The sequence below is a fragment of the Synechocystis sp. IPPAS B-1465 genome (assembly GCF_003015225.1).
GTDB lineage: Bacteria > Cyanobacteriota > Cyanobacteriia > Cyanobacteriales > Microcystaceae > Synechocystis.
This window is the reverse complement of the sequence record NZ_CP028094.1, coordinates 1,731,625-1,758,604: the sequence shown is the minus strand read 5'-3', so window position 1 is coordinate 1,758,604 and position 26,980 is coordinate 1,731,625. Positions and strand designations below refer to the sequence as shown.

The window sequence follows — 26,980 nt, the reverse complement described above, 5'->3', positions numbered from 1 at the left end:
CGCCTAGGGCAGGGAAATCTGAAGTAAATCTAAAGAATATTGATGCTGTAGCCAAGTTTTCTTTCCCCTGGGGAGAGTGTTGGTTAGAATCTGACGGTGACTGGGGTTTTTCTCCCCCCCTTGCCCCCATCGTTGAGGTTGCAGATCAAAACCATGGCTGAGTCTATTCTCCCCAATGCCATTCGCTCCCAAAGTCAACCCCAAGCCTTTGTCCAGGTTGAAGTCTGGATCCGTCGGCTGGTATGGAAAATTGTCATTGCCACAGTGTTATTGATGGCGGTGGGCAGTGCCACCAGGGTGATGAATGCAGGGTTGGCCTGTCCTGACTGGCCTCTGTGCTATGGTCAGTGGGTTCCCAGTCAACAAATGAATTTACAGGTATTTTTGGAATGGTTCCATCGCTTGGATGCCGCGTTGATTGGTTTTAGTACCCTGATTCTGGTGGGCTTGAGCTGGTGGTTCCGTCGGGTTCTACCCAAGTGGTTACCCTGGGCTACCTTAGGCTCCCTGGCGTTGATCCTGGTGCAGGGATTGTTGGGGGGGCTGACAGTGATCGAACTGCTACGGTTTGACATTGTAACCGCCCATTTGGGCACAGCCATGGCTTTTTTGGGTTCTTTGGTGATCATTGGTCTCTGTCTGATGCCCTACCAAAGTAATCAAACGGCGGGCAAGTTAAGGCCGGTGGCCCTGGCTAGCACCACCATCATTTATCTGCAATGTTTACTGGGGGGATTGGTGGGTTCCCAGTGGGCGGCCCATCAGTGTTTGGCGATCGCCGGCACACAATTTTGCCAAGTGTTGCACAGTCATCTGTTGGGGGTGTTACCGACGGTGTTGGGGGTGGGACTGACTTTTTGGTGTACCAGGCGCACTCCGGCCCTAAATCCCTTTTTGCGCCAGTTGGGCAATGGGGCCCTAGCCCTTTTGGGGGGACAGATCCTATTGGGAGTTGCTACGCTAAAGCTCCATTTACAAATTGAACCCCTAACCGTAGCCCACCATACAGTGGGAATTTGTCTCTGGGCTACCCTGTTGGCGATCGCCGTTTTGGCGGTGCGGGACCATCGACCGACGGCCCCCATTACATCCTGATGATAAAAATCTTTAAGTCTCCCTAGGGAGGGAAATTTCTGCCGTTGCGGTTAAACTAACTGCCATTTTTTGTCCAGTTGGGGAATACTCGCTTAAAATTCAGGAAAAATTTTTGATCTCCCCCCTGCTTACCCTTTCTTTTGATTCTCTATGGTTACTTCGACAAAAATCCATCGCCAACACGATTCCATGGGGGCGGTGTGCAAAAGTTATTATCAGTTAACCAAACCGAGAATTATCCCCCTCTTGCTGATTACCACCGCTGCTTCCATGTGGATTGCCTCGGAAGGTCGGGTGGATTTACCCAAATTGCTGATCACTCTGCTGGGAGGAACCCTTGCAGCCGCTTCAGCCCAAACCCTGAACTGTATTTACGACCAAGACATTGACTATGAAATGCTCCGCACCAGGGCCCGACCCATCCCAGCCGGAAAAGTGCAACCCCGCCATGCGTTGATTTTCGCCCTAGCCTTAGGGGTACTTTCGTTCGCTCTTTTGGCCACCTTTGTCAATGTACTAAGCGGTTGCCTAGCATTATCCGGCATTGTCTTTTACATGTTGGTCTATACCCATTGGCTGAAACGACACACGGCCCAAAACATTGTCATCGGTGGGGCTGCGGGTTCCATTCCCCCCTTGGTGGGCTGGGCCGCTGTTACGGGGGATTTAAGCTGGACTCCCTGGGTACTGTTTGCGCTAATTTTTCTTTGGACTCCCCCCCACTTTTGGGCCCTGGCTTTGATGATCAAGGATGATTATGCCCAGGTGAATGTCCCCATGTTGCCGGTAATTGCGGGGGAGGAAAAAACCGTTAGCCAAATCTGGTACTACTCACTGTTGGTGGTGCCTTTCAGTTTGCTGCTAGTTTATCCTCTGCACCAGTTGGGCATACTTTATCTGGCGATCGCCATTATTTTGGGGGGACAATTTCTGGTCAAAGCTTGGCAACTCAAACAGGCTCCCGGCGATCGGGATTTGGCTAGGGGATTGTTCAAGTTCTCCATTTTTTACCTAATGTTGCTCTGCCTGGCCATGGTGATTGACAGTTTGCCCGTCACCCATCAGTTGGTGGCCCAAATGGGAACTTTACTGTTGGGTTAAAGTTGAACCATGGCCCAGGTTTGGTTTTTCTCAAAGCTCCACTGACTTATTTGCCAATTCCTCCTTCCTTTCCTCCCATGTGTCTAGCCCTACCTGGCCAGGTTGTCAGTTTAATGCCCAACTCCGATCCCCTGTTACTGACGGGAAAGGTTAGCTTTGGGGGCATCATTAAAACCATTAGCCTTGCCTACGTACCCGAGGTTAAGGTGGGGGATTACGTGATTGTCCATGTGGGCTTTGCCATTAGCATTGTGGACGAAGAGGCGGCCCAGGAAACTTTGATAGACTTGGCAGAAATGGGAGTTTAATTCCTAGAGTTAAGAATAGAGAAATAGACACGACTCCAGAACCGTTACGGGTGACAAATAATGTACGGCCCAGATCCCCAAAATAAGCATCCCATGGCGGGATTTGCCCAGATTTGCTTTATTAAAAATACTGTTTCTAACCCCAACATAATTATTGGTGATTACACCTATTACGACGATCCCGAAGATTCAGAAAACTTTGAGCGCAATGTTCTGTACCATTTTCCCTTCGTTGGCGATCGCCTGATCATTGGCAAATTCTGCGCCCTAGCCCGGAATGTAAAATTTATTATGAATGGGGCTAACCATGCCATGGAAGGATTTTCCACCTATCCCTTTGCAATTTTTGCTAATGGTTGGCAAACAGCAGAACTGGAAGAAGAACCGCCCCATAAGGGAGATACAGTCATTGGCAATGATGTGTGGATTGGGTACGAAGCGGTAATTATGCCCGGAATAAAGGTGGGAGACGGGGCCATTATTGCCGCCAAAGCCGTTGTCACTAACCATGTGGCACCCTACACCATTGTGGGGGGAAATCCCGCCCGTCCTATCCGTCAACGTTTTAAGGACGAAGTAGTTCAAGCTTTGTTAACCATTGCTTGGTGGGATTGGGACATAGAGAAAATTACCCGCAATCTGGACAAAATTGCCGGGGCTGATATCGAAGCGTTAAAAAACTGTAGTTAGGGCATCGGGCTAGCCGTTACATTCAAACAAACGAATGAAGAAAAAAGTCACCATTTTCAAACCATAGGGAGACTTCCACCAAATGGCAGGGAAACTACCCACCGGAGCATTGAGGGAAAAATCCCATTGGTCATACTCATCAAAACGAACCTTTCCTTCCTGCACCCAACCCACTTCCTGGGCAAAGGCCCCCATCACTTTCCGGTCTTGGGTACGCAAAGTATCGGTGTTACCACCTACCTTTTGATAGGCTTCCAATTGCCGGCTAAAGCCAAAACGATCTTCGCTGTAGGTACGCCACAGGCGATCAATTACCGTTAAAACTGTACAGGGCAAAGCAGATAAAGTTTCTGGGCTGAGGTTATCCCGATTACGATTGAGGGTTTCGAGAATAATGCGGGTGGTTTCGTGGTCCGCCGTCTTAAAATCCCCCGCAATTAAGCATTCCTGCAACCTACCATAGCGCTCAATGTCCGGGATTAAGGTCAGTTTGCTTTCCAGATTTTCCACCCGTTGGCTGAGGCTCTGGACTTGGCTGGCCAAATTCTGGCATTGTTGAGCCAGCTCAGCATAATTGTGTTCATTGGAGTCTGGGGTGATGGAATCAGCCATAAATGTTGCTTAGTTACTCCAATCAGAGTGTTTGATATCGCAGGTAATGGATTAATCTTCTCAAATTTTTTAAATTTCTTCCATCTCTAAACGCCCCGCTGTTACAGCGTCAAAAGCAAAAGCCAGTACTACAGGCATGGGATTTTTGAGCAGAAAAGCAGAACCGATCGCCAAAGCAGAAACAGCCACAGCGGCGGTTAACCAAGCTTTTTCTTCTTCGCAAAGACCTTTTTCTAGTTTAATTGCCCGGAGAATTTTGCCAGGAATGGGCTCCGGCATGACAGCCCCAGGGGGAAAAGCCCAATAGTAATTGAGTCTTTCCATGAACAAATCCGTCCAACCATTGGCTTCACACCATTCTTCAATCCAAGCGTCGCAAAAATGTCTCATGTTTAGGTATTTATGCTTACCTTGTACTCAATAAAAAAGCAACCATGGGACTAGCAACCCGGCTTTCCCGCTATCTTAGCAAGGCTATTTGGGAGGAAAGAAAAATGCCATAAAACTTAACTTTGTTTAACTCAAGTTAATGGTCCCGAATCCAGGGCAAATATGCAAATTTGTGGGCAAAAAGTGTCCCTCAAATCGACAAAAAGATCGGCAAAATTCAGTAAAACTAGGGCGTGGGCAAGGGGAGTTAAAAATTGATCGACGGGCTTGGGAAACTGTCGGAGAAGTTGAGAAGAAATATTGGGGCCTATTTAAGAACGTGTTTGAAAAGCCCCCCTGGCCCTCCAAATTTGGGGGGAAATGAGTGAAAGTCCTCCAGTATTGCCGGAGCTTTAGTGGGTCGATTTAGGGGGCGGAATAAAACTTTCCAAACAGGCTCTTAAGGATTACCATGCCATGTTTGCAGTTGTTCCCAGGCTTCCCGTTGGCTCACAAGATTTTCCTGGTCAGAGAAAAGGGCTAGGGCCGCTTCTAGGTCAGCAATGGCTTGGGCTTGCTCTCCTAATTGCCAATAAATTTTCCCCCTAGCTTTGTAGGCTTCGGCCAATTGGGGGTTTAGGGTAATGGCCTGGCTGTGGTCGGTGATCGCCCCTTGGTAGTCCGCTATTCTGGCCCGGGCAATACCCCGATTAAAATAGGCATCAGCATAGCTAGGATCTAGCAGAATTAATTCCGTAAAAATGGCGATCGCCCCCCGGTAATTTTTTTTGATCCCCTCATCCATGCCATCAATTAACCTTTCCTCCAGGGGATGGTCCCCCAGCAATGGCAGGGAACGCTCACTGTCAACCATGTCTTGGGTTAACAGAGGCAAGGGAAAAACCAATGACAATGCCCCCAACATAGCCATAGCTATGGACAAGAGGGAGCGGCCTAGGGGATAACCATGGTTAACCATAGGATTTATCTATGCCAACGGTCTGGCTTTCGGGGACTTCCTGGCAAGGGTGTGCTAGCTTTAGCTAAAGTTGAGCCCATACCTAATCAATTCCTAGATTTTTTAACATAAATCTTCCCTTAGCGAGAAGCCATGCGCGCCCTATTAATCTATCCGTTGTTTCCCCCTACTTTCTGGTCCTACGAAAAAATTCTGGAGCTAGTGGGTCGGAAGGTTTTATTGCCTCCCCTAGGGTTGATCACCGTGGCGGGCATTCTCCCTCAAGAATGGGAGTTTAAGCTGGTGGACCGCAATGTCCGCAATGTGACCGAAGCGGAATGGGATTGGGCGGAAGTAGTAATCATTTCCGGCATGATTGTCCAGCGGGATGACATGGTGGAAAACATCAAGGAAGCTAAGGCCCACGGTAAGTTGGTCGCAGTGGGAGGCCCCTTTGCCACGTCAGTACCGGATGAAGTGCAGAATGCCGGAGCAGACTTTTTGATTTTGGACGAAGGGGAAATTACCCTACCCCTGTTTGTGGAAGCGTTGGAGCGGGGGGAAACAGCAGGTATTATCCGGGCCCAAGAAAAACCCGACGTTACCACTACCCCCATTCCCCGCTATGACCTGCTGGAATTGGATGCCTACGATTCCATGTCGGTGCAGTTTTCCCGGGGTTGTCCTTTCCAGTGTGAATTTTGCGACATTATTGTCCTCTACGGCCGTAAGCCTCGCACCAAGGAACCAGCCCAGTTACTCAGGGAATTGGATTATCTTTACGAGTTGGGTTGGCGGCGATCGGTGTTTATGGTGGATGACAATTTCATCGGCAATAAGCGCAACGTTAAATTACTGCTCAAGGAACTGAAAGTTTGGCAGGAAGAGCACCAATATCCCTTTAGATTCAACACTGAAGCCTCGGTGGATTTGGCCGATGACCAGGAATTAATGGATTTGATGGTGGAGTGCTATTTTGATGCGGTCTTTTTGGGCATTGAAACCCCCGATGAAGAGAGTTTAGAATTCACCAAAAAATTCCAAAATACCCGTAATTCCCTCGCGGACTCCGTTGATAAAATCATCAAAGCTGGTCTGCGACCCATGGCGGGCTTCATCATCGGTTTTGATGGGGAAAAACAGGGGGCTGGCGATCGCATTGTCCGTTTTGCGGAACAGACGGCCATTCCCACCACCACCTTTGCCATGCTCCAGGCTTTACCCAACACAGCCCTGTGGCATCGACTAAAACGGGAAAATCGCCTGCTGGATGAGAGCAAAGGCAACATCAACCAAACCACGTTGATGAACTTTATTCCCACTCGCCCCTTGGAAGACATTGCCAACGAGTATGTGGAGGCTTTCTGGGAGTTATACGATCCCCATGGCTATTTAGACCGCAATTACCGTTGTTTTCTCAAGCTGGGGGCACCGAAATGCAAGACCGCTTTCAAACTCCCCAATTTAGTGGATTTAAAGGCTTTGGCGATTGTAATTTGGCGGCAGGGCGTTAAACGGGACACTAGGTTCCGCTTCTGGCACCATGCTTTCGGTATTTTGCGCCATAATCCCGCCGTGTTTGAGCACTACATCACCCTTTGCGCCCATAACGAACATTTCCTCCAATACCGGGAAATTGTCCGCCAGGAAATTGGTGAACAATTGCGAGATTATCTCAGCCGCCAACAACAGGACAAAGTAGAAGAAACAGTTCTCAGTCCAACGGCGATCGCCGCAGAAACAGAAAAAGTTCTAGCTAGTTAAGCCTATAAAATGTCCCGGGGATTTATGTTTTACCAACCCTGGGACAAAAGCAGGATCAATCCGATTAATTTGGGTCTGGCTGTTGTTCCAGGTAAGCAAGGAACTCGATTAACTGCTCATCGGATAATAACTGACGGGAACGTTTGCCATAGGTTTGCAAAAGATAGTTCCGTCCCTGGTCACTGGTCCAGCCCAGTCGTTTTAGTTCCAGGTTACTGCGGGCAATAATTTCCGAAAAGTCCATGGGTCCTGCGGGCAGTTCTGTTGCTCCGGAGACCGCCATATCCGGTTCAGGCGAATCTGGTTTAGCTTCAACAGCGAGGGGTAATTCTGGGGTCGCAAAGTCGAGTTGAAGTTCGGAGTCAATAGGAGCGGACTCTTCCGGTTGATTAAAGGTGCTATTGACCATTGCCGGAGGCGGGGTCGGCTCCTCTAAGGACAGCACTGGATCAGGACTAGGGGGAAAGGAAATGGGAGCGGGGGTTAAGGTTGGCTCAGGGGCGATCGCCGCCTCAACTTCCGGCGACTTTTCAACAACGGGAGTAGGGGGATGCGCAGGAGTTACCGGTGTCGGATTGACAATGGCGGGGGGAGTAACGACTTTATGGTTCTGCTTCGGAGATTTACTTTCTTTTTTAGGGGAGGAAGGTGGGGGCGATGGCTTCGCTTCCATATCTTCAACAATGGCTGTTGGGGAAGACTGTGGGACTGTTGATGAAATATGGGTTAAATCCAAGCTGGCGATCGCCCTTTCTTTGGCTAAATCCTCAGCAGCTTCTAGGGGAGACTGGGCTGCTAACGCGCTGGCCACCACAATGCCTTCTAAGGTGATGCTGGCTTGGACTATATATAACCCCCGGTCAATTTCGAGCAGGTCACAGCAGAGACTGCCCTGGGGATAATGTTGGCGAAAAAGGGAAATCAGACTGGACATTGGCATCTGGTTGCGGAGGGCCGTCCCCCATGGTAACAGAGTAACTTTGCCTTTCTGTCCATTGCCCCAGGTAAAAATTGCTCCCTGGCGATCGCCAATTTTGGCGGGATTCCCCCTAAAGGTTAAGATGGAGGTTTGTGAATTGCTCCACAAGCTAAACAAACTTCATATTGGAAAAATTACGGTTATGGCAAAGCGAGTCAAGGTCGTTTTAAACGAAACTATCAATAAACTAGGTTTCACCGGCGATTTAGTGGAAGTGGCCCCCGGTTATGCCCGGAACTATCTCATTCCCAAGGGTCTGGGAGTGGTGGCCACCCCTGGTATTTTGCGCCAGGTGGAACAAAGAAGGCTCAAGGAACTAGAACGGCTTAAAGCGGAAAAAGATGCCGCTGAAGCCCGCAAAGTGGCCCTGGAAACCATCGGTCGATTTGTGATCAAAAAACAAGTAGGGGAAGCGGAAGCTATTTTTGGTACCGTTACCACCCAGGAAGTGGCCGATGCAGTGGAAGCGGCTACCAACCAAAGTCTCGATCGCCGGGGCATCAGTCTGCCGGATATCCACAAAACTGGTTTTTACCAAGCCCAAATCAAACTGCACCCCGAAGTCATCGCTACGGTGGAAGTGCAAGTTGCTCCCCTATAAGCCGGCGGGCCCTTGCTGATCCATTGGGGCCGAGCTGGATAGATTTTTGTCAATGCTCCCCCCCCGACCTAGGAAAATTCTGGGTATCGATATCGGGGGAGTTTTAGTTTGTCAACAGGGTTAATCCGGACTTCAATCTGGGACTGAGCAAAGACAGGAATGCCCGGCATCAATACAATAGATTAAGTTAGATTAAGTTTCTGAGTGGTGGTTCTGGCCACCTTGACCAATCGTTCTTAACCCATGGCCCCTGTAATCGAAAAAAGTCCAACTGTTGCCACGGTAAATGCTTCCCCCACTGGGATATGGATTATGGCAGGCATTGTTTCCCTGGTGATATTGGCAGTGGCTTTGTTTAGTTTTATGAACTTTGACCCCTATGTAAGCCAGGTACTCGCTCTCAAAGGAGATGCGGATAGGGGTCGGGCCATTTTTCAAGCTAACTGTGCAGTTTGCCATGGCATCCAAGCTGACGGTTACATTGGCCCCAGTCTTTGGGGGGTATCCCAACGGCGGTCCCAGAGCCACATCATTCATCAGGTGGTGAGTGGTCAAACTCCTCCCATGCCCCAGTTTGAACCCAATCCCCAGGAGATGGCGGATTTATTGAATTACCTCAAAACCCTCTGAAGGGATAAGGCCAGATTGGTTTGGATAGACGTTTTTAGCCATGTTCTTAACCATCTGGTTTTAGGCCATTTGTTGGATGCCACTGCCAACCAACCCCACACCTATTGATCTCGATTGATCCCGCTGGAGTGAGATTAACCCCATTTTTAACTGACTCAAGCCTTGCCGTTTTAAACCGAAGTGGGATTTTCTGCCAACAACTGACTGACCACAGCCCCTAGACCGACGGAATTGGATGCTTTAAACAGGAGGCGATCGCCTGGTTGGAGGGTAGTTTTTAGGGCTGCCACTAAACTAGGCCCATCGCTGAAGGATTGGGTCTCCACACCGTTAGCCCCGGCGGCAATGGCATCGGTATTGGGATCATTGGCTAATAGGAAAAGACCGTCTAAACCTAGGGCTTTCACTTTGGCCCCCACCCGTTGGTGAAATGTCGGGCCATAATCTCCCAGTTCCTTCATCGCCCCCAGCACTGCTAAACGTCGCTTCCCAGGGGTATTGGCCAATAAATCCAAGGATGCCAACATGGATTCCAAGCCAGCGTTATAGGTTTCATCCAATAGAACCACGTCCTGGCCCCATTGGTAACGACGGGCCCGCCCCTTGGGTAACTCCACCGTCAGCCCCGACTGTAACTGCTGCCAGTCCAACCCTAAACATTGGGCCACGGCGATCGCCGCTAGGTAATTAGAGGCATTGTGGACACCGGCTAGGGGCAAAGGCAAACTAACTCCATCAAGGATTAAATTTTCCCCATCCACTGTCCCGTGCACATCTCCCCCTTCTAGGCCATAGGTAATGGTTTTTCCCTGCCAAAACCGTTGGGCTGTCTCCATTAACAAAGCATTATCCCGATTGAGAATGGCGGTGCTCTCGGGCGGTTGGTGGGCTAGTAATTCACACTTGGCTTCGGCGATCGCCAACTCCGAGCCTAAAAGACCAATGTGGGCAGTGCCAACGTTAGTAATTAAACCGATGGTGGGCTTGGCAATATCCGCCAAAAGAGCAATTTGCCCCCGACCCCGCATGGCCATTTCCACAATGGCAAAATCATGGTCTGGGGATAGTTCCAACAAAGTTTTCGGCACCCCAATTTCATTGTTGTAATTAGCTCTGGTTTTATGCACATTGCCAAACTGGGACAACACCGCCGCAATTAATTCTTTGGTGGTGGTCTTACCCACAGAACCGGTTACCCCAATGATGGGAATGGTAAACCGTTGTCGCCATCCCGCTGCGATGTGTTGATAGGCCACCAAAGTATCTTCCACTAAAAATTGGGCCACCGTCTCCCCTAATCCCTCCACTGGCCGATCCGTCACCACGGCGATCGCCCCCGCCGTCAAGGCCTGGGGAATGAAGCTATGGCCATCAAAACTTTCCCCCCGCAAGGCAAGAAATAGGTCCCCTGACACCAAAGATCTTGTATCGGTGCAAATATTATTTATCCGTATATCCTCGGAAAGATTGGTAACAGACAATAGACAACTTTCTAGGAATGTACGGATGTCAAATAGGGAAAGTTTGGAGTTCATGGGAAAGAATAGGAGTGAAAAATATGGCGGAGGAAAACTGAGTTAGAATTGACTCAGGAATGTTAAGTCATTTGCAATTTTTATCTGTGATCTAGATCACCTCCCATGGGTGCTTGCATCACTTACATTGGAGGAGAAATAGATACAGAAAAATCGGAAGCCAGTAATGACCAGTAAAAACATCCTGGTTTTATTCCGATGGGACCAGGGTGTATCTTACCATCCACAGCGGTGCCTGATTAAAGGCCCAGGGTGTCTTTGACCTTATCTCATGATTTCGTTTTCATTATCGATTTTTCCTGCTCCCAATTTGCCCCCTTTTCCCCAAAGAGGGTTACCACTGTGAACTATAACCATCCCCAGGCTAGCGACCCCTACAAAATGAATGACGAGCAGGCAATTTATGATTATCTGCTCGACTTGGTCCAGTCGGTGGAAGGGGAACGGGTATTGGAAGTAATGGGTAATCTTTTTTTGAGCGGACAGGGCAGTTCCCAAGGACAAGTTTCTACCCACTTAGAAAAAGTAATTAGAGTTAAAAATAATACCGAAGAATTTAACTACTTTTTTAACCGTTGTTGCTATATTCTGATCAACTATTGGCAACTTTCTCCCCAAACCCAGCGTTCCATTCCCCAGCTGGTAAATATGGTGGAAAAAGCAGTGGCTAACATCAGCCCCGGGGGTAATACAAAAGGTAACATCCGCCAACTAGTTAAAAACTTTACCTTGAGCGAACAATTTGTCCGCTTGAAAAGATTGGCCAGCGTTGTCAGCACCAAGTTTGAAACGAAATCTAGCTCCGTCGGCACCCTTATCCACCGCTATCCCTATCTGTATGATTATTGTCTTATGGGGGATGACAGCAGTCGGGAACATCGCCAAACTATCCACCGCATCAAAGCTCAAAATGAGCGTAAGTTTGAAATTAACCTTTCTCAGTACGTCACCTACCGGGTGCGCATGGCCAGAACTAATAAAGCCGGACTCATCTTGCCGGATAAGGAATTGATCAAGCCCGTGCAAAATCCCACCCTACTGAGTGATCGGGATCTAAACAGTTCCCTCAAACATTTTGTTGGTTCCGTGGAAAACGGTCAGAGTTACCGGTCCCTTTCCAAAAGTTTTCGTAACCATGTGGCCTATACCCAATCTTTTGGCACTTTTAAGGATGAACTTTACGAATATATCCGGGGCTCCCTACAGAATAATTACAAACAAGGAAGTTTTGATAAGAAATTATTTGATCTATTCCAAAATGCCTATCCAGAGTGCAATCAACAGAAGCCAACAGAATTTTTAATGATGCGGACTTCTAGTCAGTTGCTCAACTTTTTGGTGGTGGAAGGTAGCAAAAATCCTGATCACTATGTCTTTATTGATCTAATTTCCAATATTGGTGTGAAGAAGACCATTGGCGTATTGCTAAAAATTGTGCTTTTCTGCTCCAAGGTTAAGCCTTATTTGGAAAAACGTTTTTCAATTTTGTTTAATCATTATGAGTCGGTGGCCCGGGAAGGGGTACCTTGGCTAGTGAAAACCTTGGAGAATATGCAGGTTGCGTTTAGCATTCATTTTGGCCGAGTGGATCTTTCTAGTCTGAACCGCTCCCATCTGCCCACTTAGAAAGTTTTTTTCCTCACCAAGAAAAGAAAAAAGGAATACAGCTCGATGGCCGCATTCCAAGATAGTTAATTTGTGATCTGGTATTTCTCTCCCTGGGGATCAGTCAAAGTTAATTACTGACCAATCATGGGTCAAAAATTACTAGTTGTCCCAGTATTAAACTTTTTTCAGGGAGCCGAAGGTGCGGTAGCCATGTTCGGGGTCATATAAATGACATTGCCCACTAATTTGTTGCATTAATTGCCAGTTAAAGGTGCGCTCGTAAAGAAAAGGTCCCCAGTTTTCTTTTAAACTTCCGTGGGCTAGTCGTAGGTTATAGGAAGGGATGGCAACGGAGAGGTGGTGGGGAATATGGACGTTGATGTCATGGCAGAGCACTTCCACCCAACGGGGATAATCGCAGTGAACAGTACCATTTAACTGGGCTTCGGCGGCACTCCAATCGGCGGCGGGACGGAAACGAATTTCGGGAATGGTGTGGTGCACAATGGTAAAAGTGCTCATCCAAAAGTGATACACCAACCAGGGCATTAGCCAAAATTTGACGAAACCCCACACCCCTGTGGTGATAATTAGGGCAGGAAAGGCGATCGCCGCAAACAGGAAGACAACGGCAATGGATAATTTGACTTTATTGCGGTCCCTTTGGGCAAAGTTGGAAAGTTTGAAGTGCATTAAGCTCCAATGGAAAATGGAACCAGTCCACCAGAAGGGACCCCGGATGGCCCGATAAAAAAGCCGGACGATCGCCGGGCTGGCTTGGAAAGCTTCCACACTCCAGGGATCCCAGGCGTTATCAACCTCAATTTTGTTGGTGTGGAGGTGATGGTGGTCGTGGAGTAGGCGCCAGCTATGGAAAGGGTAGATGAGGGGAGCAAAAGCGATATGTCCCACTAAATCATTGACCCAGCGTTTTTTAGCAAAGGAGCGATGGCCACAGTCATGGCCGACAACGAAGGCCCCCGTTAAGGCTGTCCCTGTCCAGATCCAGGTAATGGGCAAGCAGTACCAGGGCAGATAAATAATGCCCAAATAGCCCACGGCGATCGCCCCTAGGGTAATCAAAACAGAAGCCCAGGCTTTGCTCGCTTTTTTCTCGAAGCATTCCTTGGGCAGGGTTTTAATGATGTCTTGTAGTTTGAGATCCGCAATCGGGCGATCGGGATTGCTGGGCGTTACCGTTGGTGTCAACGGGGGAATCGTGGCAGTCATTTATAAAGGTTTATCTCCAAATGGAAGGTCGGACAGATTTTGTTTATGGATTCATGGGCTATAAAGCGGCCAAGGTTTGCCGTGCCTAGGAATTAATACTCAGGTAAACAAACTTTTCTTTTTATAACACGTTGCCATTGACCAGGAACCGAATTGCTTCTGAATTCAGCCGCGATTACCTGGTCCACCATTAACAATTGAGAATTAATCTGTCTTAACTCCGCCACTGGATTTGCAGCCGTTGGGGAAATTGGCGATCGCCCTGGAGGGTCACGCCCCGGTCATTGGCGGCTAAATGGCGGACTATTTTATACACCGTTTCCACCTGTTCTGGTGCTTGCACTTTGGTGGCCAACGCTTCTAGGGCAATGGGCCCGGATTCATTTTGTAGGGTAGAGAGAATCGCCTTCTGTAGTTCCAAAATCGAGGCGGCGGCCTTTTTCCCCGCTTCTACCCCCGGTTGATGGTAGGCGTTGACGTTCACCAAGGAACCATAAAAACTCACTGCTCTTTCATATAGGGCAATCAAAGCCCCAACGCTGGTAGCGTCCACCTCGGGAATGGTGACAGTGATGGAGTCCCGTTGATTTTCAAATAGCGCTTGCCTGGTGCCCTGCAAAAATCCCGATAAATAATCCCCACTGGTGACCCCCGGCTCTAACTCTAGGGATGGCCCTTGGCGATCGTGCAATACCTCAATGAAAGTGGCAAAAAAGTTGGGCACCCCATCCCGCAACTGCTGGACGTAGGCATGTTGATCCGTAGAACCCTTATTGCCATAGACTGCAATGCCCTGGTGGACCACATTGCCATCCAAATCCCGCTCTTTACCGAGGGATTCCATAACCAACTGTTGCAAATAGCGACTAAATAACAACAGCCTATCTTTATAGGGGAGAATCACCATGTCTTTTTTCCCTTGGCCATCCCCGGCATAATACCAAGCTAACGCCAATAGAGCCGCTGGATTTTGTCTTAATTCCCTCACCCTAGTGGCTTCATCCATGGTTTTAGCCCCGTCGAGCATGGCCTGAATGTCAATGCCCTGGAGAGCGGCCGGTAATAGTCCCACCGCCGATAACTCAGAGGTTCTCCCACCCACCCAATCCTGCATGGGAAAAGCTTGTAACCATTGTTCCGTCTGGGCCTGCTGGGAAAGTTTACTGCCGGGCATGGTCACCGCCACCGCATAATCGGCAAAATGAAGGCCCTGGGCTTCAAATACTGCCTTCGTTTCCGCCAGACCATTGCGGGGTTCGGGGGTGCCGCCGGATTTACTAGTGGTCACCACTAGCGTACTTTTTAGTTTGTCTTGGGCTTTTAAGCAGTTCAGCACCCGGTCAATGCCGTCGGGGTCAGAGTTATCGATGAAGTGAATCGCCAAGGGAGGGAAATTGGGGGCCAAGGCCTGGGCCACAAATTGGGGGCCTAGAGCCGAACCACCAATGCCGATCGCCAGCAGGTCGGTAAATTTAGGGGCTGTGGGGGGTTTTATGTTCCCTTGGTGTACGTCAGCGACAAAGGCTTTGATTTGCCGTAATGGTTCAGTGATTTCAGCCCGGATCCCATCATTGGGGGCCAGGGCCGGATTGCGTAGCCAGTAATGCCCCACCATGCGTTGTTCGTCTGGGTTGGCGATCGCCCCTTTTTCCAGCGCCACCATATCTTGAAAAGCTTTGGCAAACTTGGGTTGCAAATCTTCTACCAAAGCATCACTAAATCCCATGCGGCTCACATCCAGGTAAAAATCGAGGCCACCATGGTAATAAAGCCAATCTTGATAACGTTGCCAAAGTTGTTGGTTATTCATCGAAAAAATGGGTCTGAAACCCCGCCCTTGAGGACGGCCTTGCGTTCACATCTTAAGACAATTAGAAAGATTTTATTAAACAGGAAAAAACATCCGGCCAAAAATTGAGGACAAAAAAAGGCGATCGCCAAGGCTTTTCCCGCAACACCAACCCCAGAAAATTCCCTCGGAGCAAAATGGGGCAAGTTTGGCGACAGTGTGTGGTTAACCACCAAAGTTCTGTCCAAAATTCCTAAGTGAACCAACAAATAGTCACCTCCTATGCCCCTCCACATCCCATCCCAGTTATGGCTACCGGGAGAATATCAGAGGGTGCCCCCCAAAAATTCTTCAATTTCGCGATCGCCAAGGCGACAGAGCACCGGTTCCCGGTCAGTTTCAGAGCAGGAGCGATAATCCGATTCCCAGGCCTGTTCCGATTGTTGCTGTTGTAAGGTGGCCACCTGTTGCTCTAGTAATTCAATTCTTTCTAATAATAGGCGAATTACTTTGCCCTCCGAATCTGGTAACTTACCATGTTCCAAAGGATTAACCCTTTCCCCGGAAGGATGCACCATGCGCCCTGGCACCCCCACCACCGTAAAATCTGCTGGCACGTCCCGTAACACCACTGACCCCGCCCCAATGCGGACATTATCACCGATGGCAATGTTACCCAATACCTTAGCACCAGCTCCCACCACCACATTTTCCCCCAGGGTCGGGTGACGCTTGCCACTTTCTTTTCCTGTGCCCCCCAGAGTTACCCCTTGGTAAATCAAAGAATAGTCCCCCACGATCGCCGTTTCACCGATCACTACCCCCATGCCATGGTCAATGAACACGCCCTGGCCAATCTGGGCCCCTGGATGGATTTCAATGCCGGTGAAAAAGCGGGCAAGGTGGGACATTAGGCGAGGAAAGAAAGGTAGCCCGAGAGTATAAAGACGATGAGAAAATCTATGTATTAGTAAAGCTTGCAAGCCAGGATAACAAAACAGCACCTCTAACCAATTGCGGGCAGCGGGATCTCGCTCAAAAATAATCCTAAAGTCAGCAATTAGTGAATTCAGCACCCGGTCAATTCCTACCTAAAATTGGCATTGTTTGCGTTTATCCGACAAAGGTTGCAATGGGGTTTAACCCAGTCTAACGGGAGCCTCGATAAATGCGCTCCGCCTGTTCCCTGGGCAAATGGCCAAAACCAGGTAAAGGAGACAGTTGGGGAGCTGGGGATTCTGTTGCTTTCTCACGACCAGGACGTTCCTTGCCGGGAACCTTAAACGCATCGTAGGAAATCAGGGGTGAGTTGGGATGGAGAGCGTACTCATCCTCCGGCTCCAGGGCATTGATGCGACTTTGGGGGGCGACAAAATCATGGAGTACACCGTCGTAGGCCAGTACTTCACCCTCTTCAATGCGATAAATCCAGCCGTGGAGGGAAAGGTCTCCCCGATGTAACCGGGAATGGATGGCGGGATAGGTCTGGAGGTTTTTGAGTTGGGTGAGAATATTTTCTGCCACAGCAACTTCAATCAAATCTTCCCCTTCCAGATGGCTGTAATTGTCTAGAACTAGACGGCGGGTGGCTTCCGTATGTTTGAGCCAATCGTACACCAGAGGAAGTTTTTCCTGGAGAGAGTTGAGTTTGAGCAGACCTTTCATGGCTCCGCAGTGGGAATGGCCACAGACGATGATCTGATTAATTTCCAGCGCCACTAGGGCATATTCCATGGCTGCCCCTTCCCCACCGTTGGCTGCTCCATAGGGGGGAATAATATTGCCAGCGTTGCGAATAACAAACAGGTCGCCCACTTCCGATTGGGTGATTAAATTGGGGTCCACCCGGGAATCGGAACAACAGATGAAGAGAATGCGGGGATGTTGGCCGTGAGAAAGTTGCTCAAAGAGGTCACGGTGGGAAGAGAAATAACCTTCTCGAAATTTTTGTAGTCCCTCGATGAGTCTTTGCATACGATCGCCGTTGATGGAATTCCAGCCTTCCATTGTATCATTGAAGACTTGCGGCGGGGGGTCTAGGACAGCGGGGCAATTTGTCTGGGATATCAATGAAACTTCGGCCATGGAAAGGTTTTAATGACCTCCATCGTTTGCACACAATCCAAAGAATAACAAAGAAGTAATGGTGCAGGTTTTTCGCACAATCGCAGGGTTACAAACCTATCTCCGCCAAGCTGGTCGGGGCAAAACCGTGGGCTTAGTTCCTACCATGGGATCTCTCCACGCCGGCCATGGCAGTCTGCTCAAACGGGCGGTGGCGGAAATGGATTTAGTCGTGTTATCTATTTTCGTTAATCCCCTGCAATTTGGCCCCGGTGAAGATTTGGAAAAATATCCCCGGGACTTCGACGGCGATCGCCAATGGGCAGAATCTTTGGGGGTGGCGGTAATTTTTGCCCCGACGGTGACGGATTTGGGCATTGATGCCAAAGGAGATCAAACTACGGTACTGCCTCCTCCAGCCATGACGGAAGTTCTCTGCGGTGCCCATCGTCCCGGCCATTTCCAGGGGGTAGCTACTATCGTCACTAAATTGTTCACCATTGTTTGTCCCGATGTGGCTTATTTCGGTGCCAAAGATGCCCAACAATTGGCTATTATTCGTCGCCTAGTGCAGGACTTGAACTTAACTGTGACTATCCGCAGTTGTGCCACAGTGCGCGAGGAATCGGGTTTGGCCATGAGTTCCCGCAATCAATATTTAAGCCCGATAGAAAAGGAACAGGCTACGGTGCTATACCGCAGTTTGCAAGCCGCCCAACAGCGATATCGTCAAGGCGATCGCCAAGTTTCTGCTTTGTTGACCGCCACCCAGGACGTTTTGGACGCGGAACCGTCTGTCCAGGTGCAATATTTGCAATTGGTGGAAGCTGACACCCTGCAACCCATCACTGGAACATTACCGGACCAAAATCCTGTTTTAATGGCGATCGCCGCCTATGTGGGTAGTACCCGCTTAATTGATAATCTTGTGCTTAATCATCGACTGCCTATTATTGCCATTGATGGCCCCGCCGGAGCCGGAAAATCCACTGTTACCAGACAGGTGGCTGATGGCCTGGGTCTGACCTATTTAGACACCGGAGCCATGTATCGAGCTTTGGCTTGGCTGATTTTAGACCAGGGCATTGCTCCCGAGGATGAACCAGCGGTGGCGGAACTTACCAGTGGTGCGGAGATTGAACTAATGCCCCGTCCTGCCCCCCAATTGACCGGAGTTAAAGTTAATGGGCAAGATGTCAGTGATGCCATTCGCACCCCGGCGGTGACCCAATTGGTTTCCACCATTGCTGCCCAGGGAGCCGTTCGAGCCAAGTTACTAAAACTACAAAGGAAGTATGGCGACCAAGGAGGAATTGTGGCGGAAGGTCGGGACATTGGCACCCAGGTTTTTCCCAACGCGGAATTGAAAATTTTCCTCACCGCTTCAGTTCAGGAACGAGCCCGCCGTCGCCTCAAGGATTTTGAAGCTCAGGGTAATCAAGCAGTGGATTTAGCCCAATTGGAAGCGGACATTGCCCACCGGGATCATCTTGATAGCACTAGGGCGATCGCTCCTTTGCAGAAGGCAGTGGATGCAGTGGAAATTATTACCGATAACCTCACCATTGCCGAGGTGGTGGAGACTATTATTGAACTTTATAAAAAATACAATAAGGGGTAATTCTGGCTAGTTTTTGAGCACTTAATAAAAGGGTTAGAATGGGTTTCAACGGCAAATAGGTGGAGTGTCGAGGCGAATCTAAAATGCTGAAAGTAGGAAACACAAACCTAACCCTGACTGAGTTTCTAGCCTTACCGGAAGAGAAGCCGCCCCTAGAGTATCGAGATGGGCAAGTTAGTGCCAAACCTATGCCAAAAGGAAAACACAGTACTTTACAAACTGCATTGTCATTTGCCATTAACATGGCCTTGAAAAAGGAAAAAATTGCTTGGGCATTCACAGAGTTGCGTTGCAGTTTTGAAAATCGGTCTATTGTTCCTGATATTGCGGTTTTTACTTGGGAAAATATTCCCTGTGATCAAGATGGAGAAATTGCCGACAACTTTTACCTCCCGCCTAATTGGATGATTGAAATATTGTCTCCTGAGCAAAGTCAAAAAAAATAGTAAAAAATATTTTATTTTGCTTGAATAATGGCACTAAAATGGGTTGGTTGATTAATCCGAAAGAGCAATCTATCTTTGTTTATCAACCCGGCCGATCGCCAGAAATTTTCGACGAAACGGAGTCAAAGTTACTGATGCCAAGCTTTGCCCAGGCCATTGATTTAAATTTGGGAGAAGTATTTGGCTGGCTAATTAAGTAATGTGATCTAATCTTGACAAGGAAGATGGATAAATCCGGCGATCGCCCCAGGAGTTTGTACAATTCTGGTATGTGAATTAAACATGGCGGTAAGTCTCTTCAGTTGGCCGCCAGCCCGACGTTTTTTCCCACTGGTGTACGGTTGCCATTTTCCCTGGTCGTGTTCCCATGCCCTCCCACCCATCCCGCAGTACTGTTTTTAATCCCCTAGAGTGCCGCCCTGATAGTTACAAAGGCTGGTACCAACAGGGCAATACCCTCTGGCAACAGGGGAAATACAATGATGCCCTCCTCAGTTATGAACGGGCTTTGGAGTATTATCCTGGGGATTATTGGGCTTGGTACAAAAGGGGCATTACCCTGGAGCATTTGGGGCGTTACAGAGATGCGGCAGAAAGTTATGACAACGCCTGCCAAATCCAACCGGAAAACTACTGGGCTTGGTACGACCAGGGTTGTGTGTACCTCAATGAAATTGATGATTTTGCCCAGGCTATCCCTTGTTTTCAACGGGCTTTAGATTATTTACCTAAAGATTATTGGGCCACCTATCGTCTGGGGGAATCTTACCGACTCTCTGGCCAGTACGAAGCGGCGATCGCCAGTTTTCGGCAGACGTTAACCATTCGCCAGGACGATTTTTGGTCTTGGTACCGCCAGGCGGACTGTTTTCGCCGTTGGGGCCATTACGCTGAAGCTTTGCAATGCTATAAAAAATCCCTGGAAATCCGTCCCAATGATTACTGGGCCTGGTTTCGACAAGGGGAACTATGGCAACAAATCTACCGTTATGGAAGGGCGATCGCCTGCTACCACAGGGCGTTGGATGTGGAAGTGGATGACGACTATAGCTGGTATGAAATTGCCCTTTGCCAAGTACTACAAAAAAATTACTCAGATGCAGTTTATGCCCTGGGAAAGGTGTTGGAATGGTATCCAGGCACCTACCTAAGTTTGATTGAAGGGGAACCAGCTTTTGTTGACCTCCAGCCCCTGCCCAGTTACCAAGCTTTACTCCAGGCGGCTAGGCAAACTGCGATGGAACCGGTTTTTGACTGAAAGCATGTTTGAAAAGCATCCTTAAGTGTGATTACCCATTGGCACTAGTCGCTTTTAGCCGGTCTCTAGTAAATAAACAATATGCGGTGCGTACTTAATTCCCCATTAGCACAGCACCAGAACCACTGCCCTGGAACATAATCCAAGACATCAGAAAGTTACTCACAAAAATTGCCAACAGAGAAGTTACCACTGCGGCGGTGGTGGATTCCCCCACTCCTTTGGCTCCGCCCCTAGTAGTCAGGCCCCAGTTACAACCAATGATGGCGATTAAAACTCCAAACACAATGCCCTTGACGGGGCCGCAGAATATGTCCCAGGGGGTAACAAAGGTCTGTATGGATTCAAAAAATACCTGGTTGGCAATGCCATAAACATTGCTGGAAATTACCGCTCCCCCCATCATGCCGGTTACTAAAGCCAGCACACTCAAAGTGGGCACCATAATGCAACAGGCCAACAGTCGAGGAATGACTAAATATTCCACCGGGTTAGTGTTGAGCATATAGAGGGCATCAATTTGTTCTGTCACCCGCATAGTACCTATTTCGGCGGCAAAGGCTGACCCAACCCGCCCGGCCACCACCACGGCTGTCATGATCGGGCATAGTTCTCGGCCCAGGGCCAACATTAAAATCCCCCCCACAGCACTGCCTGCTCCAAAAGCTAAAAATTCCCTTGCTACCTGGATGGTGAAAATCATGCCAATGACAGCGGCGGTAATTAGGGTAATGGGGAGGGAAGCGGGGCCAACAAACATCAATTGTTGAGTGGTGTTGCGCCCATCAATTTTGCCGGTAAAAAGCTGAAAGGAAGTGTTGCCCAACAATAAAATTGCTTGTCCCGATCGCCGGAGCCAGGAGCTTAATTCTGCCAAGATAATTGATTGGGTCATCGCCGGGGTTTGAAGAATGGGACGGTAGGGGGGACGAAACCATAGGCGCATTGTAGCTCCTTGACAAACCGGTCACCAAAGTTGCCACAATGATTTGTTAGCTAATGCCGTTGCTCGATGTTACCAAGAGAAGCTTTGTTAAAGGGGGCCCCAGACCGGGAGGCGATCGCCAGGGTAATTGACCAGGCGGAACAGGCCCTGCGTACCTGGGAAGTGGTGGTGTCTGATTTTTGTGCGCCGCCCCTGATTGCGGAAATTCAAACCCGTTTTGATTCCCTGACGGAATTACATTTTTTACCCTGGGGGGGCTATCCCCAAGCGGAACGGCAGAGACTGGCCATTGCTAGGGCAGAAATACCATTAGAAACGGAGCAGATACCCCTCACTGCATTGGATGTGGCGGGTAATTTTCTCTTTGACCCCGCTAGCCATCGGGACTTTTTGGGGGCTTTGTTGGGCACCGGGTTAGTAAGGGAAAAAGTGGGGGATATTATTCTGTTGGGAGAAAGGGGAGCCCAGGCGATCGTGGTGCCGGAGGTAGCGGAATTCATCAGTCTTCATTTAACCCAGGTGCGTACTGTACCAGTTAAAGCTAAGGCGATCGCCCTGGAAGAGTTAAAAATTCGCCCGCCTAAAACCAAAGAAATGACTACGGTGGAAGCTTCCCTGCGCTTAGATGCCATTGCTTCAGCAGGGTTTGGTTTGTCCCGCAGTAAAATGGCCGATGCGGTCACCCAGGGCAATGTGCAGGTCAATTGGAAGCCCGTCACCCAGTCGAGCTATGCCCTCAAAGCGGGAGATTTAGTCACCTATCGTGGGAAAGGTAGGCTAGAAATAGGCGAGATTACAGTCACCAAAAAGGAACGCTATCGCATCCAATTAACCCGATATCTTTAACCAGTTTCAAGGCTTGCCGGGATGATATCTTTTGCCAGTGGAATGTCGAATTAATCCCTCTATCTATACGTTCGAGGCAAAGGATAATGTTGATATCTAACTTTAATCAAGGTTTGTTAGAAAACCTATGGATTTAATTCTTTGCCATCAAACGGCGGACTTTGATGTGTTAGGGGCGGCGGTGGGGCTAGCCAAACTCCATCCCGGCAGTCGCATTGTCTTGACTGGTGGTTCCCATCCCACAGTGCGGCAATTTTTAGCACTCCATCGTAACGAATTTCCCCTCATTGAACTGCGGAGCGTCAACCCCGACAAAATTCGTTCCCTCTACATTGTCGATAATCAACAAGGTGATCGCCTGGGCAAAGCAGCGGACTGGTTAACGTTGCCCCATCTGCGACAGGTTGCCATTTATGACCATCATCTCAACAGTCCTAGGGATATCGAAGCGGATATTTGGGAGCTGGAAGCGGTGGGGGCCAGTACAACTTTAATTGTGGAGAAATTACAACGGGCTGATATAAGTCTTTCCATGGTGGAAGCGTCGGTAATGGCCCTGGGTATCCATGTGGACACCGGCAGTTTGACCTTTACCCAAACCACAGTGCGGGATGTAAAAGCCCTAGCTTGGTTAATGGAACAGGGAGCTAATTTACGTTTGATTGCGGAATACGCTGACCCAGGCTTTCCCCCACCTCTGCAATTTTTGTTTGCGGAAGCGATGCAAAATCTCCACAAGGAAATGGTGCGGGGCTATTGGCTCGGTTCAGTGCTCTTAACCACGGAAAATTTTGTGCCGGGCCTGTCCCATTTGACGGAAAGATTATTATCTCTGACAGAATGTGATGCCCTACTACTGGGTCATGTTTACGACAAAGGCAAAGATAAAACCAAAAACGATGAACAGCGAGAAAAAACCGGAGTAATTAGTAACCAACGCTTTTCCCTCATTGGCCGTACCCGTATTCCCGATACGGATTTAACCCAATTGTTGGAACCCTATGGCGGCGGGGGCCATGCCCAGGCGGCAGCGGTTAATTTGCGGGATGTTGAGCCAACCACCGTAATGGCAGAAATCTACCAAGCTTTACAAAGACAAATTCCCAAACCCCTATTGGCTAGGGATTTTATGTCTTCTCCGGTGCGGACCATTCGACCACACACCACCATTGAACAGGCCCAACGGGTTTTGTTTCGTTACGGCCATTCTGGTTTGACAGTGGTGAATCAAGAAGAAAAATTGGTGGGCATTATTTCCCGTCGGGATTTGGATTTAGCCCTGCACCACGGTTTCAGCCATGCCCCGGTAAAAGGTTACATGACCCGCAACGTTAAAACCATTGCCCCTGACACCCCCTTACCCCGCATTGAAGCGATTATGGTGGCCGATGACGTGGGTCGCTTGCCTGTTATGGACCAGGAAAAATTAGTGGGCATTGTGACCCGGACCGATGTGTTACGGCAATTATTGCAGGATAAACAAGAACAATCGGGACGGTTTGGCGCACCGCGCAGCGGATCTCTGCGAGATCGCCCGACCACTCCTAATCAGAATTTTGGCCAGGGTAGCCTACTGCAACTGCTAAAAACCCATTTACCACCGGCCACTTGGCAATTATTAACTACGGCCGCTCAACAGGCCCAGACTAGGGGTTGGCATTTATATCTGGTGGGGGGAGCTGTGCGCGATTTGTGGCTCCGCCATTCCCAGGGGGCAGAAAAACATCAAAACATTACTTTTCAAGATATTGATTTGGTGGTGGATGGCTTCCATGCCACGGCGGATGTGGGGGCTGGGGTTGAGTTAGCCCAAGCTTTGCAGGGGGACTATCCCGGCGCGAGGTTATCGGTCCATGGGGAATTCCAAACGGCGGCGTTGCTCTGGCATAAAGATCCCCAGCTAGATACCCTGTGGGTAGACATTGCCACTGCCCGCACAGAGTTTTATCCCTATCCAGCGGCGAACCCAGAAGTGGAAGCTAGTTCCATTCGCCAGGATTTATACCGGCGGGACTTTACCATTAACGCCCTTTCCATCCGCTTAACCAATCCCAATCCGGGCAAATTGTTAGACTTTTTTGGCGGCATGAATGACCTGCAAAGCCAACAGGTGAGGGTATTACACGCCAATAGTTTCATTGAAGACCCCACCCGCATTTACCGAGCAGTGCGGTTTGTGGTGCGCCTCGGCTTTGAACTGGAACCCCAGACGGAAACCTATATCCGCTATGCGATCGCCAGTGGAGTCTATGAACGTTGGCGGCTAACGGAGCATCCCACTCCGGCCCTAACTACCCGTTTAAAGGCGGAGCTTTCTATTATTCTCAAAGCCCCCTATTGGAAAGGGGCATTGACGTTACTGGCGGATTTAGATGCGCTTAAATGTCTTCATGCAGAGCTAAAGCTAACAGAGCAATTATGGTGGCAAGTACGTTATCTCTCCCGCTGGTTACGCTGGTTTGACCCGGAGCGAAACCTAGAACATTGGTTACTGCGCCTAGGTATTTTATTGGGGGCTTTACCACCCCAGGAAAGGGAAAAAATTGCGGCGGGCTTACAGTTACCCAAGGCCACCATTGACGGATTAACTAACTTAGAAACCATCGAAACGGCGATCGCCAAGGGTTTAAATTCCCCAGCATCTCCAAAGTCCAGTCCAAAGTCCAGCGTCATTTACCAAACATTGAAGGATTATGACCGCTTCAGTTTATTCCTGGTGGCCGCCAGGGGAAATAAGCTGTTGAGAAAGCAAATTTGGTTTTATTTCAGCCAGCTATGCCAAGTGTCGCCATTTTTAACTGGCCACGACCTCAAAGCGCTGGGTTATAAACCGGGGCCCCAATTTAAGCAAATTTTGACTGATTTATTAAACGCTTGCCTAGACGGAGAATTAGGCGATCGCCAACAGGAAGAAGCTTGGCTAAGAACCCATTATCCTTTACCGAACAAAGTTTAGTTTTAAACAATTTTTCAGTCCTATTTGAACTACCCGGAGTGCTTTGATTGGGAATCTACTATGAGTTTAAATGAGCCTGACGCCAGTTCTCAGCTAACGTTTGCATTGCCGACATTTCGGTTGGTTCAATTCGTTTTAAATTGGCCAAAATAAGACCCATCCTTCCAGTGTGTTGTAATTTTTCTTGATGCCGTGCAAGAAAATCCCAATAGAAATAGTTAAAGGGACAGGCATCTTTACCAGTTCTAGCTTTATGGTTGTAGGAGCATTGTTGGCAATAATCACTCATTTTATTAATGTAGTTAGCAGAAGAAGCATAGGGTTTTGATGCTAATATTCCTCCATCTGCAAACTGCCCCATTCCTAACACATTGGTTTGCATTACCCAGTCGTAGGCATCGATAAAAGCGGCATGGAACCAGTCTTGGAGTTTTTGAGGATTAACGCCAACAATTAAGGCAAAGTTGCTGAGAACCATTAATCGTTGAATATGGTGAGCATAACCTGTTTCTTCGACTTGGTTTAAGACAGTGGCTAAACAATTCATTTTGGTGTGGCTGGATTGCCAATAAAACTCAGGCAAAGGAAAGTCATGGTTAAACCAATTACCCTGCCCGTAATCTTCATCTACCCATTGATAAATGCCCTGCATATATTCCCGCCAGCCCAAAACCTGACGAATAAATCCCTCCACATTGTTTAAAGAAATGTCTTGGGTGGCAAAGGCGTTAGTAGCTGCTTCAATAACTTCTAATGGGGTCAACAATCCTAAATTTAAATAGGGGGAAATCAGACTGTGCCAGAGGGTTTTCTGCCCCATTACCATGGCATCTTGGTAGGTGCCAAATTGACTTAAACCAACATCAACAAAATATTTCAGCCCTTGCAGGGCGTCTTGACGGCTAACTCCCCATTGAAAGCCAGATAATTGCCCATAACCAGGTAAATTTAATTGTTCTATCCGTTCGATAACCTGTTGGGTAATGTCATCGGGGGGAAAAGAAAGGGGCTTGGGGGGAGAAAGGTTCTTTTTGGCGGGCTTGCGATTATCCTGGTCAAAATTCCAGCGGCCCCCCACAGGTTGATCATCCACCATCAAAATTTGCCAACGTTTGCGCCCTGCACGGTAAAAATCTTCCAGTAATAGGCGCTTACGATCGCCAGCCCAGGCGGAAAAATCCTCCCTAGACCAGAGAAAATGATTGTTGGGTAATAGGGTTAGTTCACAGGGCAGAGTCAAAGATTTTAACCAAGCTTCAAAGGGGCGATCGCCAGGGGCCATGACTTGGAGGTGACTAACGCCCTGGGTTTTAAGCCAATGGTGTAGGGGAGTGAGGAAATCTGCGGCAATTTCATAGGTAACGGACCAGCCCTCGGCCCTCAAATCTTCAGCAAAGTGGCGCATGGCGGACCAAACCAACACTAATTTTTGGCGATGGTAGGGTCGTTGACGGGCAAATTCCGCCGACTCGATCAGGAGAACGGGGACCTGTGAGCGATCGCCTTGATGGCTTTTTAAGGCCGTCTGCCCCGACCAAAGTTGATCTCCCAATATCCAAATGCCAATGGTCATA

25 protein-coding genes are annotated in these 26,980 nt (G+C 48.9%); 14 read left to right on the top strand and 11 right to left on the bottom strand.

The annotated features are described in order from the left end of the window. Positions 1–96: 96 nt before the first annotated feature. The 4 genes from C7I86_RS08360 (at position 97) to C7I86_RS08345 (ending at position 3,194) form a co-directional block, all read left to right on the top strand. Positions 97–1,095: a heme A synthase gene (locus C7I86_RS08360; RefSeq protein ID WP_010872805.1), complete on the top strand. Its 999-nt coding sequence runs from the start codon at positions 97–99 to the stop codon at positions 1,093–1,095. 150 nt (positions 1,096–1,245) lie between these two features. After that, positions 1,246–2,196: a heme o synthase gene (locus tag C7I86_RS08355; protein ID WP_010872804.1), complete on the top strand. Its 951-nt coding sequence runs from the start codon at positions 1,246–1,248 to the stop codon at positions 2,194–2,196. A 77-nt stretch (positions 2,197–2,273) separates the two neighbouring features. Beyond that, positions 2,274–2,504 carry a HypC/HybG/HupF family hydrogenase formation chaperone gene (locus tag C7I86_RS08350; protein WP_010872803.1) on the top strand — a complete coding sequence of 77 codons (231 nt, stop codon included), beginning with the start codon at positions 2,274–2,276 and terminating at the stop codon, positions 2,502–2,504. 60 nt (positions 2,505–2,564) lie between these two features. Beyond that, positions 2,565–3,194: a Vat family streptogramin A O-acetyltransferase gene (locus C7I86_RS08345; RefSeq protein ID WP_010872802.1), complete on the top strand. Its 630-nt coding sequence runs from the start codon at positions 2,565–2,567 to the stop codon at positions 3,192–3,194. A 9-nt stretch (positions 3,195–3,203) separates the two neighbouring features. Here the strand turns inward: C7I86_RS08345 and C7I86_RS08340 are convergent, their stop codons facing one another. The 3 genes from C7I86_RS08340 to C7I86_RS08325 form a co-directional block, all read right to left on the bottom strand. Further along, complete coding sequence (locus tag C7I86_RS08340; RefSeq protein WP_010872801.1) at positions 3,204–3,806, bottom strand: GUN4 domain-containing protein; 603 nt, start codon at positions 3,804–3,806, stop codon at positions 3,204–3,206. A 69-nt stretch (positions 3,807–3,875) separates the two neighbouring features. Then, positions 3,876–4,196, bottom strand: coding sequence for a hypothetical protein (locus C7I86_RS08335; RefSeq protein WP_010872800.1), 321 nt, complete (start codon positions 4,194–4,196; stop codon positions 3,876–3,878). Between the two features lie 439 nt (positions 4,197–4,635). Next, complete coding sequence (locus tag C7I86_RS08325; protein ID WP_010872799.1) at positions 4,636–5,154, bottom strand: tetratricopeptide repeat protein; 519 nt, start codon at positions 5,152–5,154, stop codon at positions 4,636–4,638. 132 nt (positions 5,155–5,286) lie between these two features. Between C7I86_RS08325 and C7I86_RS08320 the strand changes: the two genes are divergently transcribed. Further along, positions 5,287–6,897, top strand: coding sequence for a B12-binding domain-containing radical SAM protein (locus tag C7I86_RS08320; RefSeq protein WP_010872798.1), 1,611 nt, complete (start codon positions 5,287–5,289; stop codon positions 6,895–6,897). A gap of 64 nt (positions 6,898–6,961) precedes the next feature. Here C7I86_RS08320 and C7I86_RS08315 read toward each other — a convergent pair whose 3' ends face one another. Beyond that, a complete protein-coding gene (locus tag C7I86_RS08315; protein ID WP_010872797.1) occupies positions 6,962–7,837 on the bottom strand; it encodes a hypothetical protein in 876 nt (291 codons plus the stop codon). A gap of 181 nt (positions 7,838–8,018) precedes the next feature. On the opposite strand from C7I86_RS08315, the gene rplI reads away from it, so the two are divergent. Both rplI and C7I86_RS08305 read left to right on the top strand, forming a co-directional pair. Further along, on the top strand, positions 8,019–8,477 hold the full coding sequence (gene rplI / locus C7I86_RS08310; RefSeq protein WP_010872796.1) for a 50S ribosomal protein L9: 459 nt from the start codon (positions 8,019–8,021) through the stop codon (positions 8,475–8,477). A gap of 243 nt (positions 8,478–8,720) precedes the next feature. Continuing rightward, a complete protein-coding gene (locus tag C7I86_RS08305) occupies positions 8,721–9,107 on the top strand; it encodes a cytochrome c (protein WP_010872795.1) in 387 nt (128 codons plus the stop codon). Positions 9,108–9,277: 170 nt separating this feature from the next. Here the strand turns inward: C7I86_RS08305 and murF are convergent, their stop codons facing one another. Further along, entirely contained in the window at positions 9,278–10,642 is a 1,365-nt protein-coding gene (murF, locus tag C7I86_RS08300) for a UDP-N-acetylmuramoyl-tripeptide--D-alanyl-D-alanine ligase (RefSeq protein WP_010872794.1), read from the bottom strand. Positions 10,643–10,894: 252 nt separating this feature from the next. On the opposite strand from murF, the gene C7I86_RS08295 reads away from it, so the two are divergent. Beyond that, positions 10,895–12,268, top strand: a complete 1,374-nt coding sequence (locus tag C7I86_RS08295; protein WP_010872793.1) for a hypothetical protein — start codon at positions 10,895–10,897, stop codon at positions 12,266–12,268. Positions 12,269–12,424: 156 nt separating this feature from the next. On the opposite strand, the gene C7I86_RS08290 is transcribed toward C7I86_RS08295, so the two are convergent. From C7I86_RS08290 to C7I86_RS08270, 4 genes are all read right to left on the bottom strand, one after another. Next, positions 12,425–13,480: a fatty acid desaturase gene (locus C7I86_RS08290; RefSeq protein WP_010872792.1), complete on the bottom strand. Its 1,056-nt coding sequence runs from the start codon at positions 13,478–13,480 to the stop codon at positions 12,425–12,427. A 214-nt stretch (positions 13,481–13,694) separates the two neighbouring features. Then, positions 13,695–15,290 (bottom strand): glucose-6-phosphate isomerase, encoded by a 1,596-nt coding sequence (locus C7I86_RS08285; RefSeq protein WP_010872791.1) that lies wholly within the window; start codon positions 15,288–15,290, stop codon positions 13,695–13,697. Between the two features lie 305 nt (positions 15,291–15,595). Then, entirely contained in the window at positions 15,596–16,345 is a 750-nt protein-coding gene (cysE, locus tag C7I86_RS08275; protein WP_010872790.1) for a serine O-acetyltransferase, read from the bottom strand. A gap of 73 nt (positions 16,346–16,418) precedes the next feature. After that, positions 16,419–17,354, bottom strand: a complete 936-nt coding sequence (locus C7I86_RS08270) for a carbonic anhydrase (RefSeq protein WP_010872789.1) — start codon at positions 17,352–17,354, stop codon at positions 16,419–16,421. Between the two features lie 58 nt (positions 17,355–17,412). On the opposite strand from C7I86_RS08270, the gene C7I86_RS08265 reads away from it, so the two are divergent. The 4 genes from C7I86_RS08265 to C7I86_RS08250 all read left to right on the top strand — a co-directional run bounded on the left by C7I86_RS08265 (position 17,413) and on the right by C7I86_RS08250 (position 20,658). After that, positions 17,413–18,954, top strand: a complete 1,542-nt coding sequence (locus tag C7I86_RS08265; protein WP_010872788.1) for a bifunctional pantoate--beta-alanine ligase/(d)CMP kinase — start codon at positions 17,413–17,415, stop codon at positions 18,952–18,954. A gap of 83 nt (positions 18,955–19,037) precedes the next feature. Beyond that, positions 19,038–19,400 carry a Uma2 family endonuclease gene (locus C7I86_RS19505; protein ID WP_020861795.1) on the top strand — a complete coding sequence of 121 codons (363 nt, stop codon included), beginning with the start codon at positions 19,038–19,040 and terminating at the stop codon, positions 19,398–19,400. A 38-nt stretch (positions 19,401–19,438) separates the two neighbouring features. Next, positions 19,439–19,600, top strand: coding sequence for a Uma2 family endonuclease (locus tag C7I86_RS19500; protein WP_010872786.1), 162 nt, complete (start codon positions 19,439–19,441; stop codon positions 19,598–19,600). A 167-nt stretch (positions 19,601–19,767) separates the two neighbouring features. Next, positions 19,768–20,658, top strand: a complete 891-nt coding sequence (locus tag C7I86_RS08250) for a tetratricopeptide repeat protein (RefSeq protein WP_010872785.1) — start codon at positions 19,768–19,770, stop codon at positions 20,656–20,658. A 94-nt stretch (positions 20,659–20,752) separates the two neighbouring features. On the opposite strand, the gene C7I86_RS08245 is transcribed toward C7I86_RS08250, so the two are convergent. Beyond that, positions 20,753–21,553: an ABC transporter permease gene (locus tag C7I86_RS08245; protein WP_369791789.1), complete on the bottom strand. Its 801-nt coding sequence runs from the start codon at positions 21,551–21,553 to the stop codon at positions 20,753–20,755. Positions 21,554–21,670: 117 nt separating this feature from the next. On the opposite strand from C7I86_RS08245, the gene C7I86_RS08240 reads away from it, so the two are divergent. Continuing rightward, the gene (locus C7I86_RS08240; RefSeq protein WP_010872783.1) at positions 21,671–22,450 is read left to right on the top strand and encodes a photosystem II S4 domain protein; all 780 of its coding nucleotides are present in this window, start codon (positions 21,671–21,673) and stop codon (positions 22,448–22,450) included. 127 nt (positions 22,451–22,577) lie between these two features. Then, complete coding sequence (locus C7I86_RS08235; RefSeq protein ID WP_010872782.1) at positions 22,578–25,406, top strand: A-adding tRNA nucleotidyltransferase; 2,829 nt, start codon at positions 22,578–22,580, stop codon at positions 25,404–25,406. Between the two features lie 58 nt (positions 25,407–25,464). Here C7I86_RS08235 and C7I86_RS08230 read toward each other — a convergent pair whose 3' ends face one another. Continuing rightward, the gene (locus C7I86_RS08230) at positions 25,465–26,979 is read right to left on the bottom strand and encodes a cryptochrome/photolyase family protein (protein ID WP_010872781.1); all 1,515 of its coding nucleotides are present in this window, start codon (positions 26,977–26,979) and stop codon (positions 25,465–25,467) included. Between the last annotated feature and the right edge of the window lies 1 nt (position 26,980).